A 16,736-nucleotide genomic window follows, 5' to 3' on the forward strand; every position below is an offset into this window, starting at 1 on the left:
TCCACCATACGACGCCGCGCTCGGCACCGGAGGTGAATCGCGGTGGCCGGACCACGCTTCGGCGTGTCCTGCGCGTTCACTCCGGGCATCGGCACAAAGAATCGTCGTGAGCTTCGGCATTCTGCCGATACCACGCGCTCGGGTCATGGGGTGGGCTGGATCACACGGTGGTGCGCGGCACCGCCGGCTCGATCCGGAAGGCCCCCATGAAATTGTCTTCGCCGCAGTTGGCTGTGGTGGGCGCGCTGTGCTGCGCGCTCGCCGTCGGCACGGCTCCGATACACGCGTCCGCCGACCCGGGACGGACCTGGTACGTGAGCGCGGTGGCCCCGGCAGGCGGAAACGGTTCGGAAACAGCGCCTTTCAACACCTTGCAGGCCGTCCAGCAGGCTTCGAACGACGGCGACACGATCGTCGTCCTCGCCGCGCCGGTCGGCACCCCGCCGCTGGACGGCGGCATCGCCCTCAAACCGGGCCAGCGCCTGCTCGGCCGCCACACTCCCGGAAGTGTTCCGGCCGTGGCCAACACGTCCACCGCCAACGACGGCGACGCGGTCCGTCTGGCATCGAACACCGAAGTCCGCGATCTCACCATCACCAGCGCCCAGCGCGGCGGCATCTACGGCCGCAATGTCGGCGCGGTGGTGGTCGCGGGCAACACGGTCGCCGCCAGCAACCGCGCCTGCCACGACGGCTTCCTCGTCCAGCCGTTCCCGCCGATGCTCGGCGTCCCGTTCGGCACCTCGCTCCCGGCGGCCCCGAACGTGATCGCGCTGAACAACGGCTGGGCGGGCATCATGATCGACTCCGATGCGGGCGCACATACCCTCGTCATCGAACGCAATACCGTGCGCGACACCGCATGTGGTGACGGCATCGATGTCCGCACCACCGGCGCGGCGCAAGCCACCGCCACCATCACCGACAACCTGACCGAGAACATCAATCAGGGCATCGCGAAACTCTCCGTCCTCGCCGTGGGCATGCAGAGCACCGGAACCTCCTCGCTCACCGCCACATTGCGCGGAAACACCCAGCGCAATATCGCCATTCCGGCGAACGACCCGCTCAATGCCGCCGCCGACAGCGAGGGCATTTTCGTCAATGCCGCCGATCGCGCTCGTATGCGAATCACCATCGACCGCAACAGTTATCGGCACGGTGGCGGCCACTTCTCCGCCAACGGAATCGAATTCGTCACCAGCAACGGCACGCCGGACAGCGAAGTAATCCTCACCAACAGCGAATTCATCGATGTCCCAGGCGATATCGTCGAAAACCTCAATCTGAGCGCCGAGGGCGCCCGCCACCGCATGACCATCGACGGACTCACCGCCGCCCGGTCCAGCTTTCTCGCCGCAGTGCTGAATCCGGTGGTGCCCGGCAACCTCGGCAGCTGCCTGTTCTCCGCCAGCTTCGGCCGCGACAACACCACCGCGCTGACCCTGCGCAATGCCCATCTCAGTCAGTGCAGCGCCGACGGCATCGGCATCTACGCCTACTCCCCCAGCGGCCCCGCTCCGGCGAAGGCGACGATGAACTTCGAGATCGCCGACACCACCGTCGCCGATGCCGCCATCGCCGACCTGCACGTGCACACCGTCGGCGACCTGGCCGCGCTCACCGGCAAGGTCGAGCGCTCCCGATTCGGCGGCGACGTCGTGCTCACCCAGAGCGGCGGCACCCTGGGCGCGGGCTCGGTCATCGACTTCGGCGGCGGTCGCCTCGGCAGCGCCGGAAACAACTGTTTCGCCCCCACCACCCAGACCGCGCTCGCGGCGCCGAACCTGCCGGTCGAGCATCCGGGATCCTGGCCGACCTGTGGCTGACCGGCCACAAGGTGCACAAGTGACCCAGGAGGCGCGAATTTGGTCAAGTGCACAATGCCGTGCGCCACACTCTGCGCGTTTGCCGCTAGCGCACACACTCGCTCATGCGTTCTGCTGATAGGTGACGATGAGGTCATCCGCGTCCCCCACGGCGACCGGCATGGCCTCAGCCCTTCGCTAGCAGAGGTTAGGTCTTGGTTTCATCGACAGTCCCGGCGGAGCTCCGCCCGGACACGTTATGTGCGGCGTTCCAATCAAATGTCGCGAAGTACCCCGACGCGGTCGCGCTGCGCACCCTCGGCGGCGCAGTCTCGATCACCTGGCGGGAATATGGCGAGCGGGTCCGCGCCATCGCCACCGGCCTCGCCGCGCTGGGTATCCAGCCCGGCGACACGGTCGCGCTGATGCTGACCAACCGCCCCGAGTTCCACCTTTGCGACACCGCGGTGCTGCACGCTGGCGCCACGCCGTTCTCGGTGTACAACACCAACCCGGTCGACCTGCTGACCTATCAGTTCGGCAACTCGGGCAACAAGGCGGTGATCTGCGAGCGCCAGTTCGCCCCGAAGATCCTGGAAGCCGTAGCCAAGGCCGCCGAACAGGGCATTCACGTCCAGCACGTGATCTGTGTGGACGAGGCGCCCGACGGCACCATCGCACTGTCCGACGTCGAGCAGGCCCAGGCGGACGGATTCGATTTCGACGCCACCTGGCGCAAGGTACGGCCCGACGATCTGCTCACCATCGTCTACACCTCCGGCACCACCGGCCCACCAAAGGGCGTCGAGCTCACCCACACCAACTTCATCGAAAATGCCCGCGTCCTAGAGCAATTCGGTGGTGGCGGCCCGGACGATCGGGTGATCTCCTACCTGCCCGACGCGCACGCCGCCAATCGCTGGTTCGCGCACTATCTGACCATGCTCGAGGGCTGTCAGATCACCACTGTCCCCGATTTCAAGCAGGTCGCGGCGGCGCTGGCCGAAGTGCATCCGAGCGTGTTCCTCGGCGTCCCCCGGGTATGGGTGAAAGTCAAAGGCGCACTGGAGGAACGGTTCGCCAGCGAGTCCCCGGTCAAGCGCCGCCTGATCCACTGGGCGATCGGCGTCGGTCGCAAGCGGGCCAGGGCCGCCTCCGACGCGCGGCCACTCGGTGCGTTCGACCGGTTCCAGCACCGGCTCGCCGATCGCCTTGTGCTCGCGACGATTCGGCAGGGCCTCGGCTTGGACAAGGTCCGGGTCGCGGTCACCGGCTCCATCGCGATCCCGCCGGAGGTGCACGAGTTCTTCCTCGGGCTCGGCCTGCCGCTGTGTGAGGGCTACGGCATGAGCGAATGCACCGCGGGCGCGACGCTCAACGGCCCGGACCGGGTCAAGATCGGCACCGTCGGCACCCCGCTGCCCGGCGCCGAGGTCAAGCTCGCCGACGACGGCGAGGTACTGATCCGCGGCAAAATGGTGATGCGCGGCTACCGCGGCGACCCGGAAAAGACCGCGGAGACGATCGACGCCGACGGCTGGCTGCACACCGGCGACATCGGCACCATCGACAGTGACGGCTACCTGTCGATCATCGACCGCAAGAAAGAGCTCATCATCAACGCGACGGGCAAGAACATGTCGCCCGCCAACATCGAGAACACCGTCACCGACAACTGCTCGCTGATCAGCACGGTGGTCGTCATCGGCGAGCAGCGACCGTTCAACACCGCGCTGCTGCTGCTCGATCCCGACCTGGCCGCCGCCTACGCGCAGCGGCACAACCTGCCGGGGACCACCGTCGCCGAGCTGGCGAAGGACCCGGAGATCCTGCGGGTGATCGAGCAGGGCATCGCCGCGGCCAACAGCAAACTGTCCAGGGTCGAGCAGATCAGGAAGTACATCGTGCTCCCGGAGGTATGGGAGAACGGCAGCGACTACCTGACCGCGACTGGCAAACTCAAGCGCAAGCCCATTTCCAGCAGCTACACGGATACGATCGAAGCCTTGTACTCGACCTGAATCCGGGAAGAAGAACCAGCATGATGCCATCGCGGACTCGGGTGTTCGACGATCTCCATCGGCGGACCGCGTCGATGCTCGACGGGTTCTATGCCGCGCTGCCGCCGTACCAACGGCTGCCGCAGTCCTTGGTGGAGACCGACTTCGCCCGGGGCACCAAGCTCAACGTGGACCTGTTCTTCGAGTACCTGCGCCGCGGCGAGGAGCCGACGGAGGAGGACACCAGGGAACTGGTCGAGCTCGCGATGGACCGGTTGCGCGACGGCACCCCACTGCCCGAGGTGCTGGAGCGCTACCGGCTCGGCGCGGCGTTCATCTGGGAGCGGTTGCGCGCGACGGCCAGCCCGCCGGAGCGCGACCTGCTGCTCGATGCCTCGCTGGTGCTGCTGAAGTACGTCACGCTGGTCACCTCGCGGATCGCCACCGCGGCCACCCAGCGCGTGCACGACCCGCGCTGGGAGCTGCTGGAGCGCCGGCGCGGCATCGCCGACGCGCTGCTCACCGGCCGCGATCCGGTGGAGTGGGCCAACGATCCGGTGATCCCGGTGTCCGACGCGTTCCTCGTCGCGGTGTTCCGCCTGTGCGGCACCCGCGGCGGGCCCGCGTCGGCGCTGCGGCACCGGGTCGAGGCGATACCGGGCGTCTTCCTGCGGCTGGATGCGGGCGGCTGGACCGCGCTGATCCCGCTACAGGCCGGTGACGACGGTTCGGCCACGCTGTCCGGGCTCACTGCCCGGCTGCCCGCGCAGGAACCCGCCGAGCCGCCGCCGTATTGGGTCGGCGTCGGCGCCGCGCGCAGCAAGGACGCGATCCCGACGATGTACGCCGAGGCGCGGGTGCTCGCCGAACTCGGCCGGTGCCTGCTCCGGCGCGACATCCTGTGCCGCAGACAGGATTTGCAGTTCGAATACACCGTCGCGGTGAGCGACGCGGCCCGCCCCGGGCTGGCCTCGGTGCTCGCGCCGCTGGACGCGCAACCGATGCTCGCCGAGACCCTGGAGGTGTTCGTCGACAGCGGCTTCAACCAGCTGGCGACGGCCCGGCAGCTCAATGTGCACCGAAATACGGTCACCTATCGGCTTTCCCGGGTGCACGAGCTGACCGGACTCGACCCGCACCGTCCCGCCGACGCGATGACCCTGTCCGCGGCACGGCTGGCCAGGCGACTCGAATCCGCCGGGTTCGCCCCATAATCGGACCCACTTTTAGGCACTTTTCCAAAGACGCGTCGTTCTCTCTTGCGAATTGCCGGTGTCGCGGCACCCCGCTTATGCGTTGTGCTGAGTAGCGACGATGAGGTCAGGCGTGGGCCCTGAACGTCCGGACACAATCCGGAATCAACTCGCCCGGTCGACGGCACTCGATCCGCGGCAGCGCCGCGGACGGGTAGCCTCCAGCCCGACTTCGACCACCGCCAGCAAAGGTTCAGGTAGTTGAGAATTGCATCCCGGGCACGGGCTCCCCGCCACACCGTGACGGTCGCCGCCGCGATCACCGCCATCGGCTTGATCCTCCAGCTCACGCCCACCGCGAACGCCGTGCCCGCCGCGGGACCGGTGCCGAACGCGCCCGCGAACTTCGGCCTGCCCGCTGGTTATCAGCCCACGCCGGAGCGCTACGGCATCGCCTACGAACTGGGACATATCGTCCCACTTTCGGACGGCACCCAGTTGCAGACCGAGGTGCGCTACCCGACCGATCCCGCCACGGGGGCGCGCGCCGCGGGCGAGTTCCCGGTCGTCGTCAACTTCACCACCTACGGCGCGCTGTCGAGCGCACTGACGGCCGCGGTGACCAGCGTGATCGACACGCTGCACATCCCGCTGCCCGATCAGCTGACGGACGCGCGCCGAATCATCAACCAGGCCACCAGCGCTCAGGACATGCTGGTCCGGCGCGGCTACATCGAGGTGATCGCCGACGTGCGCGGCACCGGCGGGTCGACCGGCGCCTGGAACCCCGCCTCCCAGCAGGACGGCCTGGACGGCGCCCAACTGGTCGACTGGGCGGCGAAGCTGCCCGGCTCCAACGGCAAGGTCGGCATGTTCGGGTACTCGTTCCCGGCGCTGTCCGCATTGCGCACGGCCGAATCCGTTTCGCCCGGTTCGCCATTGAAGGCGATCGTGCCGATGGCCATGCCCAACAACATCTTCAACGAGGTGCTCGGCCACGACGGCATGATGAGCCCGATCCTGCTCACCGCCATCTCGGTGCTGGTGCCGTACCTGAGCTTGATCGGCCCGTTCATGGCCGCGGTGGTCTCGCCGCAGCTGTTCATCAAGACCCTGGTCGACCATTTGCAGGCGGTGGTGTCCTCGGACAGCACGATCAAGCTGCTGCTCGAGGCGTACGCGGGCGGACCGCTGGCCTACGACGGCCAGTGGTGGCAGGAGCGCCGGTTCGAGACCGATCTGCACAAGGTCGTCGAGAACGACATCGCCATGTACCAGATCGGCGGGCTCTGGGATCTGTACCAGGAAGGCCCGTGGCGCAACTACTCCCAGCTGCAGAACATCGCCGCGGGCAAGGACCAGTTCGCGCCGATGGCGCCGGGGCAGCCCACCGACGGACGGTTCCAGCTGCTGATGGGGCCGTGGTACCACGTCGGCCTCGGCTTCGGGCCCGGCTCGCGGCTGGACACCGACATGATCACGGTGGCCTGGTTCGACCGCTGGCTCAAGGACATTCCGAACGGAATCGACAAAACCGACAAACCGCTGCACGTGATCGACCCGAACAATATGGCGGTCACCACCGCGCGATACCCGTTCGAGCAGGCCGACATTCAGCAACGGTACTTCGACGGTGATCGCTTGGTCGCGCAGCCACCCGCCGTCGCGGACGCGTCGGATCGGCTGGATTACACCGGCATCGACACCATCTGCAACCGGCAGAGCCTCGGCCAGTACAGCGCCGGCCTGTTCGATTTCCTGTTTCGCCTGTTCAATGCCTACAACCCGTGCACGGAGTGGGTGCAGGAACCGGTGGCCGGACGCCGCTACACGATGGACCCGGTGACCGAGCCGACCGTGTTGGCCGGGCCGAGCAGCGTCACCCTCTACGCGTCCTCTACCAGCAACGATGCCGCCTTCCAGGTCTGGCTCGACGATGTCGCGCCGGACGGTTCGGCGGTCAACATCACCGGCGGCTCCCAGTTGGCCAGCCAGCGCACATTGAACGACGAAAAGACATGGCGCGCAACGGATGGCACGATCTACGCGCCGGAACACGTCATCCGCAAGGACGCAGAACAGCTGTTGACGCCCGGCGAGGTGACCAAGCTGGAGGTCAAGATCCGCCCCACCTTCTACCGATTGGAGCCGGGACACGCGCTGCGCCTTCGCATCACCAGCGGCACCTTCCCGTCGACCATCCCGATTCCGACCGATTTGCCGCGCTTGCTCGGTTCGTCCCAGCAGATCCACCGGGACGCCGCCCGCCCGTCCAGTCTGGTCGTTCCGCTCGCACCGGCGTCCGCCTTCGGCGGCTGAGACAGGGGGCGGACCCGCGCCGGAATCGTCCGAGTCGGCTGTGTCACAGGTCACGTTTAGCGTGGCTTCAGTCGCGCGACCTGTAAAGATCATGCAAACCTAGGATGAATTCCAGGTGCATTGAGACACATTGTCCGGCAATCTCTCAGCTACCTGAACATTAAGCGTTTCACATTGTCGCTGGCAGCGGCGTTGCACTGGCCGATTGCGCCCCCCGCAACGCCGTTGTCCGCGTTTCAGCGGCAAATACCGGTGATCGAGCTCACCGTCACATTCCCTGAGAATTTCTTCTAAAGTTTGTCTCGTTCCGGTCCGACGATGACGTCCCGGAACTGTTCGGACAAAGTTCTCGGATGCAGGCCGAAATTCTTGTCACTATTCGGATCGGCAATTCCCTTACCGCGCATGGGAATCACCGATGGGCAGCTGAAGGTGTGTCATGGAATTCATCGAACTGGCCGATTACCCGTTGCCGAGCGGCCGTGTGATCGAGTGGCTCCCGACGGCCACTTCCCACTGGGCCGACTGGCCACGCGATACTCGCGCCGTTTCTTATAACCACGAGCATCATCTTCGAGATGCGGTGGAGCACAGTCGAATACGAGACCAACGCCACTACTGGCTCGGACATGCGTTCCGCATCGACGGACCGCTGGATCCGCAGGCCTGGCGCAGCGCCTTCGATGCCTGGATCGACCGGCACGAAGGACTGCGCTCGCATGTCGCCATCGAGGGCGGCAAGCCGGCCAGGTACACGTTGCCGCCCGGTGAGATCCGGGTGCAACCGGTCGACGCGGGCGCGCCCACCTCGACCATGGCGACCTACCGCCTGGTCCACGGCCTGCTCGACGACGGCACCTCACCGCTGCGGTGGCCGTCCTACGTCTGCGTGACCATCGCCGGTCGCGACGGCTTCACCGTGGTGTTCGCGGCCGACCACTCGATCATGGACGGCTACTCGACCATCTCCACCGGCGGCGAGCTGCACGCGCTCTACAACGCGGCTCGTGCGGGCGAAACGGCCCAGCTGGTCGAGACCGGCAGCTATGTGGACTTCTCCCAGGACGAGCGGGTCCGCGCCGCCTCGGCCACCGCGGACAACCCCGCGGTGCAGACCTGGCGCACGTTCTTCCCGGAGAACACCGAAAACGACCTGCCTTGCGGCACGCTCAGCAAGGTCGCCGCCGCACCGATCGAGCTCACCGGTCCCGCGGAGGCGTCGTCGCGGCGGGTGCCGCAGCGCAATCTGTCGGTGGAGGTGCTCGACGCCGACGCCGCCGACGCCGCATCCGTGGTCGCCCGGGAACACGGCCAGGGCTTGTTCGCCGCCCTGCTCGCCGCGTTCGCGGTGACGACCACCGAGCTGGGGGCCGGACGGGACTTCCGCACGGTGATCCCGCTGCACACCCGCACCGAGCCGCAGTGGGCGGACACCCTCGGCTGGTTCGTCGGGCTCGCCCCGTTCCAGCTGGATTGCGGCCCGGCGCGCAATCTTTCCGAGCTCATCACCCCGGCCGGCGAGGAGCTGCGGCGCACCCGTAGCGCGGCAACGGTGCCGTTCGCCAGGGTCTGCGAGCTGCTCGGCACCCGGCCGCGGATCTCGTTCATGGTGTCCTACATGGACGTTCGGGCGGCGCCGTCGGCCGCGACCTGGGCCGACACCGACACTCGGTGGCTGCGCAGCCGCAATGTGTCCGCCGACGAGTTCTTCTTCTGGTTCCTGCGCACGCCACACGGCGTGACGCTCAACATGCGCTACCCCGGCACCACCAAGGCGACGCGCGATATCCACCGCCATGTCCTGCGCATGCGCGATCTGCTCGCCGAGTTCACCCGCTATGGAGACGCCCGAATCCGTCCGATCGAAGGAGCGCCGCTGTCATGGAGATGACCCTCACCGAAGACTGGTTGCCGAAGCCGGGCGTGCTACTCGAATTCACCCCCACCGCGGCCAGCCGGGCGGCGACCGCGGCGGCCACGCCGTCCGACGCACCCGCGACCTACGTGCAGGAGTCGCACATTCGTCGCTGGGCCGCGCGCCGGCATACCGAGGATCCGCTCGCGTCCGAGCTGTCGCTGTGCTTCTCCGTCGCCACCCCGCTGGACGCGGACGCGCTGCGGCGCGCTTTCACCACCTTCCTGCAGCGCCACGAGAGCTTGCGGTCGTGGTTCGAACTGGACGAGTCCGCGGGCAAGTTCGCGCTCACCCGGTACCTGCTCGAACCCGGCGCTGTCGAGCTGGAGACGACGACGGTCGGCGCCTTCGACTCCGGCGAGGAACTGCGCGATCTGCTGGTCGAGAAGTTCCATGCCAGTGCCGAACCGATCAAGTGGCCGGCGTTCCTCTGCGGCGCCATCGATCACGGTGCCGACGGCTTCACCCTGGTCTACAACACCGACCACGCGTTCAGCGACGGCCTGTCCCTGGTCACCGCGATCTTCGAATTGCACGCCCTCTACACGGCCTACTCGACCGGGCAGGAGCCCGTGCTGCTCCCGGTGGGCAGCTATGTGGAGTTCGCGCGGAACGAGCGGGCCGCGGTGGCCGCCAATCCGCCCGAGCTGGACAAGCTCGCCACCCTGGTCGCCGACAGCCTGGACAAGGTGCGGCCGCTGCCGATCGACCTCGGCCTCGCCCCTGGTGAGCTCGCCGACAGCCGGGGCACCAAGGTCGATCTGCTCGATGCCGCCGAATGCGAGGCGTTCTCGGCGGCGTGCAAGGCCGCGGGCGGTTCGTTCTCGGCGGGCCTGTTCGCCGCGATCGCCCTGGCCGAGCTCGAATTCGCCGGGCGCACCCACTATCTCGGTCTCAATGTGGTCGGCACCAGGCAGGAGCCGCAGTATCAGCTCGCACAGGGTTGGTTCATCAACCTGCTGCCGATCTCGTTCGAGGTCGACCCGACCGACCACTTCACCGATCTCATCGGCCGTGCCGGTGTCGCGCTCGACTGGGTGAAACCCCTGGCGAACGTGCCGATTCACGCCGCGCTGGAGCGGGCCGCCGCACTGACCGGTGCGCCGGTACCCGCCACGACGGACTGGCCTTGGGTGTCGTACATGGATGTGCGCGCGATTTCCGGTGCGGCATTGGAGAACGCGCTGCCCAACGTGCACGGGATCAACGGCCTCGGCTCCCGCGCTCGGATGGGCCAGACCTCGCCCATGTGGTTCAGCCGTGAGCTGGACCGTCTGCACGTCAGCATGATGTTCCCGGACACCGCGGCCGCGGCGACATCGGCGGCGGCCTATCTGGATTCGATTCGCACCGCCCTGCGCGCCATCGCCACCACCGGCGAGTACACCGCGACCACACCGGATTTCGCGAGGTCATAATGCAGCTGCTGTTTCTCGACCAGCTGAGCGCGCCGCCGGGCACCCTGCTCGAGTGGACCGCGCTCGCCGAGCCCGGTCCCACGCCGGACGCGACGCCCCCCACCTCCAACCAGTCCATCCATCTGTCCTCGACCGGACCGACGACCTGGCTCGCCGCCACCTTCGACGTGGCCGGACCGATCGACGAATCCGCACTGCAGACGGCATTCTCGGCGTGGCTGCCCCGCCACGACGCGCTGCACTGCAGCTTCGAACCGCCGCGGGACGGCAAGCCGCCGTCGGTGCACGTGGTGATGGACACCGACATCCGGCTGGTCCCCCAGCAGGCCGTCGAAACCGCGTCCACCGAGGAGCTGCGCGCGGTGCTCGGCGCGCGGCTCGATCAGGCCTGCTCACCGTTCAGTTTCGCGCCGTATTTCCTCGGCGCGGTCAGCAGGCCCGAAACGTCCACCATCGTCTGCGGTTTCGACCACGCCGTGTGCGATGCCTGGTCGATCACCATCGCGGTGGCGGAACTGGACGAGCTGTACCGGGCCGCCTGCGAGGACGGCCACGACGGTGCCGCCGCGGCCGCCGACCGGCTGCCCGAACCGGGCAGCTTCCTGTCCTATTCGACCCGCGAAGCCGCCATTCCGGCGGCGGCCACCGGCCCGCTGATCCGCGCGTGGCGGGACTTCCTGCACGCCGCGGGCAACGATCTGCCGCACTTCCCGCTCGACCTGGGCCTGCCCGCCGGGTCGGTGGCACCGTTCGGCAGCGATGTGCGGTTGCTGCTCGGCGCCATGGCCACCGATGCGCTGCACCGCAAGTCGCGGGCGGACGGTTATTCGATGTTCGCGGCGCTGCTCGCGGCGGTGGCGATGGCCGCGGCCGAACTCGGCGGGCGCACCGGGACCGACCTGGTGTTCCCGGTGCACACCCGGCGAGAGCCGCGGCACCACAACACCTTCGGCTGGCTGGTGTCGAACGCACCGGCGCATGTCCCGGTGGCGCACGACTTCTGCGCCACCGCGCAGGCCGCCGACGACGCGGTCCGGGCGGGACAGCGCCTGGCGCAGGTCCCGGCGAGCCGGGTACTCGCCGCGATGGGCAGCGACCTGAAGCGGACGAGGCAGGATCTGTTCAGCGTCTCCTACACCGACTACCGGCGACTACCCGGCGGTTCGCGCAGCGACACCACCCGCACGGTGCCCCGGAATCCGGCCCAACTCAGCCGCTGCGCGCCATTGGACGATGTGCAGATGTGGTTCACCCGCACCGACGACGGGCTCGCGCTGCGCACCCGTTTCCCCGCCACACCCACCGCGGGACCGTTGATCGCCGAGTTCCTCGACAAGGTCGCCGCGACCCTGTCCGCCGCGATCTCGGTCCGGGTATGAAGACTCCTCGACCATCCACAAAGCACAACTGCGCTTCAGCCCGACCCGTTAGGCTCAGCGCAGGAACCAGCGAGAGATTTCTCGTGAAAGCCGGGAGCGTCCGAAGATGAAGGCTCTGGTCAGCAACGACTTCTCGACGTCATCGGACGCCGAAGCCCCCGACGGACCGCAGTGGCAGGGCAGCGCACTACTGCGGCCGGGCATCCTGGCCTTCGCCGGGGAGATCCTGCCGACGGAACTCCATGCCCACCACGCCGTGCAGATCGTCGCCGCCTGTACCCCCGTGGTCGTTGTGGACGGCAGCGGAGTGCGACGGCAGGGCACGCACATCATCGTGCCGACCGACGCGCCGCACCGGGTCTGTGTCGGCGCCGCGCACGGCATCGCCGTCTACCTCGACCCGGAAACCGTCGCCGGTGCGGCCGCCGACCGGCGGGCGCATCTGCACGGCTGGGCGCAGCCGCTCAGCGTCGATCCGGCACGCACGCCCAGTGTCGATTCAACACCGGGTCAACTCGCCGGGCACGTGGCCGACGTCCTCGCGGACCTACTGCGGAACAACCCGGCACCGTCCGCCGACGACCGGCAGGGTGTGGTGGCCGCGGCGTTGCAGTTGCTGCCCGACCTGGTCCGGGACGGCTCGGTGCGCGGCTCGGATGTGGCACGGCAACTGGGCATTTCGGCGACCCGGCTCACCCATCTGTTCACCGAACAGGTCGGCATTCCGTTGCGCCGCTACATCCTCTGGCTACGGCTGCACATCGCGATGACGCGGGTGATGGCGGGCGACGACGTGACCACCGCGGCCGCCGCGGCCGGTTTTACCGACAGCGCCCACCTGACCCGCACCTGTCGGCGCACCTTCGGGTTGCCACCGTCGATGATGAGCCGCGACGTCGACTGGGATATCGGACTCTGAGCTGACGGGACGTATGCTCGGAGGATGATCACGCGAGCCCGGCTGATGACGTATGCGGTCGTCGCATTCGTCCTGCCCGCGCTCGTGCTGTTCGCGATTCCGGCCGGTGAGCCGGGATCGGTCGCCGTCGTCGGCATGGTCGCCGCGTCGCTGTTCGTCGCGTTCGCCACGCTGCACACCGCCGCCGGTCTGCCGCTCCCCCAGGTCGGTTCGGGTCCGCCGCCGTCCGCGCAACGTCGCCGACGTGGCTCTTTCCTGCGCCAGAGCAATCCCGACACCCCCGGGCGTCCACGCCCACGAGCACCAGGGTTCGCGACCGCCTGACGCGCACTCCGCAGCTGCTGCGGGGTGCCGTCGGCGTTGTCGTCGAACCCTTCCGTTCTCGTGCGCCCACGCACGCCCACAGTCAGGTGCTCTCATGCTCGACTTCGTCTACTACCCCGTGTCCGCCATTCTCTGGCTGTGGCACTACGCCTTCGCCGCCGTCCTCGGACCCGCCAGCGCCCTCGCCTGGGTGCTTTCGGTGGTTTTTCTCGTCCTCACCCTTCGCGCTGCCCTATTTGTGCCGTTTTTGAAGCAGGCTCGCACGCAAGCGATTGTTAAAAAATTGCAGCCGAAGGTCGCTGGGTTGAAACAAAAATACGCAAACGATCGTCGACGCCAGGCGACCGAGCTACAGAAATTGTATAAAGACAACGGCATCAATAGCTTCGCGACACTGATTCCGATCATCGGTCAGCTATTTGTCTTCGCCGGGTTGTTCCATGTGCTGCGCTCGTTCGACCGCACCGGCGCACTCGGACATCTGCCGTTCCAGGCAATCGCCACACCGATGACACCGGAGCAAAACGCCGCGACACCCAATTACGTCTTCGGCGCGACCGATGTCCAGTCGTTCCTCCAGGCGAAAATCTTCGGTGCGCCGCTGTCGGCCACCGTCGCGGGCGCCGGCGACTTGCTGGCAACAGTAGCCGTCATCGCCATCCCGCTGACCTTGGTCGCCGCTGTAGCAACGCATTTCACCGCCCGCGCCGCACTGGCCCGACAGGACACCCCCACCCAGTTCGCCTTCATGCGCCCGCTCACCCTGTGGGCGTTCCCGGCGGCCGCCCTCGTCGGCGGCGCACTGCTGCCGGTGGCGATCCTGCTCTACTTCGTCACCAACAACGCCTGGACCCTGGCCCAACAACACTTCGTCTACCACCGCCTCGACGCCGAAGCCGCCGCCGAAGCGCAACGAACGGCCACCGTCCGCGCGGCGTCCGCCCCGAAACCGGGCGCCAAGCCGATCCGCCGCCGCTGAACATTCGATCTCACAGAGCCTTCGCACGCCTCACAAGGGGTGTACCTCCGGTATGGGGCGCGGAAGCTCTGTGAGATCGACGGGTGACGGCGGCGTCAACCCACTTCACATGGTGTCGAGCGCCTTGCCGAGGTTTCGGGCGACGGTGGGCCAGCCGCTGCCCATGATGCTGCGGGACAGCTGCTGTACCGGGTCGTCGGGGTCGAAGCCGCTGTGCCGCAACAGAACACGGGTGCCGCGGCCTTCCGGGTGCAGGGTCCAGGTGATCCGCCAGTCGGCGGGATTCGCGGCGGTGGCATCGGCCCAACTGATCTGTAGCCGCTCGGCCTCGACCACCTCCAGCACCTCACAAGCCACCTCACCGGAGAAGTTCACCGCCGGAATCGGCTTGGCGCGCAATCGGAAACGGCAACCCGGTACCGGCTCGAAGCCGTCGGGCTCCATCAGCCAGCGGCCCATCAGTTCGGGGGTGGTCAGTGCCCGCCAGACCTTCCGCGGCGGGTGCGGGTAGAACTGGTCGACTTCGATCGCGGTCAGGTCGTCGCTCATCGCGCCTCCCCTTCCCGCGGCTGATCATCGTCCATCTCGTCGAGCACCTCGCCGAGCTGGGTCAAGCTGGCGCGCCAGTACCGTTCGTACGGGTTCAGCCAGCTGCGCAGTTCGATCAGCGGGCCCGCCGCGAGCCGGTAATAGCGGAACCGCCCGTGCTTCTCCTCGGTGACCAACCCGCAGTCACGCAGCACCTTCAGATGCTCGGAGACGCTGGGGCGCGCCATGTCGAACCGCTCCGCGATGGCCTGGACGGTCTGCTCCCCGTCGAGCAGTCCGTCCAGGATGTCCCGGCGGGTCGGATTCGCCAGCGCGCCGAACAGCAGATCGACACTGGTGGCTTTGCTTCGCTGCGGCATCGTCGCTGTCCCCGGGGCTTCCAGCAGTGGCGTCACTGCTGCCGATCCGGTACCGGAGGTGCTTGCAGCACAAAGGAATTGCCGTCCGGATCGGCGAACGTCGCCTGCCGTCCCCACGGCAAGTCGTCGGGCCCGTCCACTACCGCACCCGCCTCGCGCAGCCGGGCCGCGACGGCGTCCACGTCGTTACTGCCGAGGATGACTCCGGACAACGTGCCCGCGCTGGCACCGGGGAACGGCTTGTGCAGCACGATGGCGGCACCCGCCTCGCCGGGCGCTACCTCGAGCCAGCGGTTCTCACCCATGACCATGTCGCGGCGAACGGCGAAGCCGAGCACGCCGGTGTAGAACTCCTTGGCTTTGTCCTGGTCGGCTACGAATGCGGTGATGGTGTTGATCTGTGTGATCGTCATGCCGGAACTATAGGTAGGAATTTTCCTACCTGTCAACCGCGCCCGCACCCGAGTTGGAAAGACAGCGAAAATTCGCGGACCGTGGCGTCCTGGTCAGCTCTCGACGCGCCCGTCGGGCCGACTGCGCGGCGGTCCTACTGGCGCACCGGCCGGGCTTCGACGTAGTACTCGGCCGACAACGCCTTCAGCCACGGGCGGACGAGCGGTGGCGCCCACTGCACCGACGGGTCGTGCCGCACCACGGGATTGCCCAGTTCGATCGCCCGGCCACGCGTGTGCAGAATGAAACTGCCTGCCGCACAAATGTTTTTGACCCAGTCGGCATTGCGGCCGTAGGTCAGCGAGATGCGGTATACACCATCGCGTTCGAACACCGCGACCGGAGTCCGGTAGCCCCGCCCGGACTTTCGGCCCTTGTGCTGCAAGATGGCGAAGCCGGGAGCGCGACCCGCGAACAGCCCCGCCGCGGGATTGGTGGCATGCCGGTTGAATTTCGCCAGTGCGCGGGGAAGCACCATCGGCGCGGTCCTCTCTCGAGATGGCGTGCTGAGCTCACGTTACCCTCGACCGGTGTCAGCGCAGTCGGAACGCGTCCAGCAGAAGTCCGAGATGATCGCCGTCTACGACGCGGCGGGTCGGGTGGTCGGTGCGGCCGATCGGGCCGCGGTCTACCGGGACGGATTGTGGCACGCCAGTGCCGGTGTGCTGGTCCGATCCGGCGACGGCGAGCGGATCTACGTGCACCGCCGCACCGATACCAAGATGGTCTTCGCGAGCATGTACGACTGCCTGGCGGGCGGCGTGGTCGGCCCGGGTGAGTCCCCGAGGCAGACCGCCGTGCGCGAACTCGCCGAAGAACTCGGCATCACGCTCACCGGCGCCGACCCGGCACCGAGGCCGGTGGCCAAGGTGGCATGGGACGGCAAATGGCAGGGCAAACCCATGCGCTGCCACCTCTTCGGCTACGAACTGCGCTACGACGGCCCGATCCACCACCAGCCGGAGGAGATCGTCGACGGCTGGTGGTGGACCGACGCGGAACTGCGCGCCCACCTCGCCGACCCGGACTGGCCGTTCGTGCCGGACACCCGGGTACTGGTCGACGATCTGCTCACCTGAGCGCGCTACGCCCTGGCCCTCGGCTCACTCGGCGAGGCGATC

The 16,736-nt window shown here is 67.7% G+C and carries 15 protein-coding genes; 11 read left to right on the forward strand and 4 right to left on the reverse strand.

All coding sequences use genetic code 11. The annotated features are described in order from the left end of the window. Positions 1 to 206: 206 nt before the first annotated feature. From ACFK0J_RS24700 to yidC, 10 genes are all read left to right on the forward strand, one after another. Positions 207 to 1,829 carry a right-handed parallel beta-helix repeat-containing protein gene (locus ACFK0J_RS24700; protein WP_378731148.1) on the forward strand — a complete coding sequence of 541 codons (1,623 nt, stop codon included), beginning with the start codon at positions 207 to 209 and terminating at the stop codon, positions 1,827 to 1,829. Positions 1,830 to 2,023: 194 nt separating this feature from the next. Continuing rightward, on the forward strand, positions 2,024 to 3,829 hold the full coding sequence (locus tag ACFK0J_RS24705; protein ID WP_378731150.1) for an AMP-dependent synthetase/ligase: 1,806 nt from the start codon (positions 2,024 to 2,026) through the stop codon (positions 3,827 to 3,829). A gap of 20 nt (positions 3,830 to 3,849) precedes the next feature. Beyond that, on the forward strand, positions 3,850 to 5,022 hold the full coding sequence (locus tag ACFK0J_RS24710; protein WP_378731152.1) for a PucR family transcriptional regulator: 1,173 nt from the start codon (positions 3,850 to 3,852) through the stop codon (positions 5,020 to 5,022). Between the two features lie 240 nt (positions 5,023 to 5,262). Continuing rightward, on the forward strand, positions 5,263 to 7,320 hold the full coding sequence (locus ACFK0J_RS24715) for a CocE/NonD family hydrolase (protein WP_378731154.1): 2,058 nt from the start codon (positions 5,263 to 5,265) through the stop codon (positions 7,318 to 7,320). A gap of 439 nt (positions 7,321 to 7,759) precedes the next feature. Next, positions 7,760 to 9,211, forward strand: a complete 1,452-nt coding sequence (locus tag ACFK0J_RS24720) for a condensation domain-containing protein (protein WP_378731156.1) — start codon at positions 7,760 to 7,762, stop codon at positions 9,209 to 9,211. Next, a complete protein-coding gene (locus ACFK0J_RS24725; protein WP_378731158.1) occupies positions 9,202 to 10,653 on the forward strand; it encodes a condensation domain-containing protein in 1,452 nt (483 codons plus the stop codon). The genes ACFK0J_RS24720 and ACFK0J_RS24725 overlap by 10 nt, the downstream gene beginning before the upstream one ends. After that, complete coding sequence (locus tag ACFK0J_RS24730) at positions 10,653 to 12,032, forward strand: condensation domain-containing protein (protein WP_378731160.1); 1,380 nt, start codon at positions 10,653 to 10,655, stop codon at positions 12,030 to 12,032. The genes ACFK0J_RS24725 and ACFK0J_RS24730 overlap by 1 nt, the downstream gene beginning before the upstream one ends. 106 nt (positions 12,033 to 12,138) lie before the next feature. Then, a complete protein-coding gene (locus ACFK0J_RS24735; protein ID WP_378731162.1) occupies positions 12,139 to 12,951 on the forward strand; it encodes a helix-turn-helix domain-containing protein in 813 nt (270 codons plus the stop codon). Positions 12,952 to 12,975: 24 nt separating this feature from the next. After that, on the forward strand, positions 12,976 to 13,275 hold the full coding sequence (locus tag ACFK0J_RS24740) for a DUF6412 domain-containing protein (protein ID WP_218469897.1): 300 nt from the start codon (positions 12,976 to 12,978) through the stop codon (positions 13,273 to 13,275). A 94-nt stretch (positions 13,276 to 13,369) separates the two neighbouring features. Beyond that, on the forward strand, positions 13,370 to 14,254 hold the full coding sequence (gene yidC / locus ACFK0J_RS24745) for a membrane protein insertase YidC (RefSeq protein ID WP_378731164.1): 885 nt from the start codon (positions 13,370 to 13,372) through the stop codon (positions 14,252 to 14,254). 105 nt (positions 14,255 to 14,359) lie between these two features. On the opposite strand, the gene ACFK0J_RS24750 is transcribed toward yidC, so the two are convergent. The 4 genes from ACFK0J_RS24750 to ACFK0J_RS24765 all read right to left on the reverse strand — a co-directional run bounded on the left by ACFK0J_RS24750 (position 14,360) and on the right by ACFK0J_RS24765 (position 16,093). Continuing rightward, positions 14,360 to 14,803: an SRPBCC domain-containing protein gene (locus ACFK0J_RS24750; RefSeq protein WP_378731166.1), complete on the reverse strand. Its 444-nt coding sequence runs from the start codon at positions 14,801 to 14,803 to the stop codon at positions 14,360 to 14,362. Then, the gene (locus ACFK0J_RS24755; RefSeq protein ID WP_378731168.1) at positions 14,800 to 15,162 is read right to left on the reverse strand and encodes an ArsR/SmtB family transcription factor; all 363 of its coding nucleotides are present in this window, start codon (positions 15,160 to 15,162) and stop codon (positions 14,800 to 14,802) included. Before ACFK0J_RS24755 ends, ACFK0J_RS24750 begins: the two co-directional genes overlap by 4 nt. 32 nt (positions 15,163 to 15,194) lie before the next feature. Next, entirely contained in the window at positions 15,195 to 15,575 is a 381-nt protein-coding gene (locus tag ACFK0J_RS24760) for a VOC family protein (RefSeq protein ID WP_378731170.1), read from the reverse strand. A gap of 134 nt (positions 15,576 to 15,709) precedes the next feature. Further along, on the reverse strand, positions 15,710 to 16,093 hold the full coding sequence (locus ACFK0J_RS24765; protein ID WP_378731172.1) for a nitroreductase family deazaflavin-dependent oxidoreductase: 384 nt from the start codon (positions 16,091 to 16,093) through the stop codon (positions 15,710 to 15,712). A 91-nt stretch (positions 16,094 to 16,184) separates the two neighbouring features. Between ACFK0J_RS24765 and ACFK0J_RS24770 the strand changes: the two genes are divergently transcribed. After that, on the forward strand, positions 16,185 to 16,694 hold the full coding sequence (locus ACFK0J_RS24770) for an NUDIX domain-containing protein (protein WP_378742991.1): 510 nt from the start codon (positions 16,185 to 16,187) through the stop codon (positions 16,692 to 16,694). Positions 16,695 to 16,736 lie beyond the last annotated feature (42 nt).

It is taken from the genome of Nocardia brasiliensis, from assembly GCF_042691675.1.
Classification (GTDB): Bacteria; Actinomycetota; Actinomycetes; order Mycobacteriales; family Mycobacteriaceae; genus Nocardia; species Nocardia brasiliensis_D.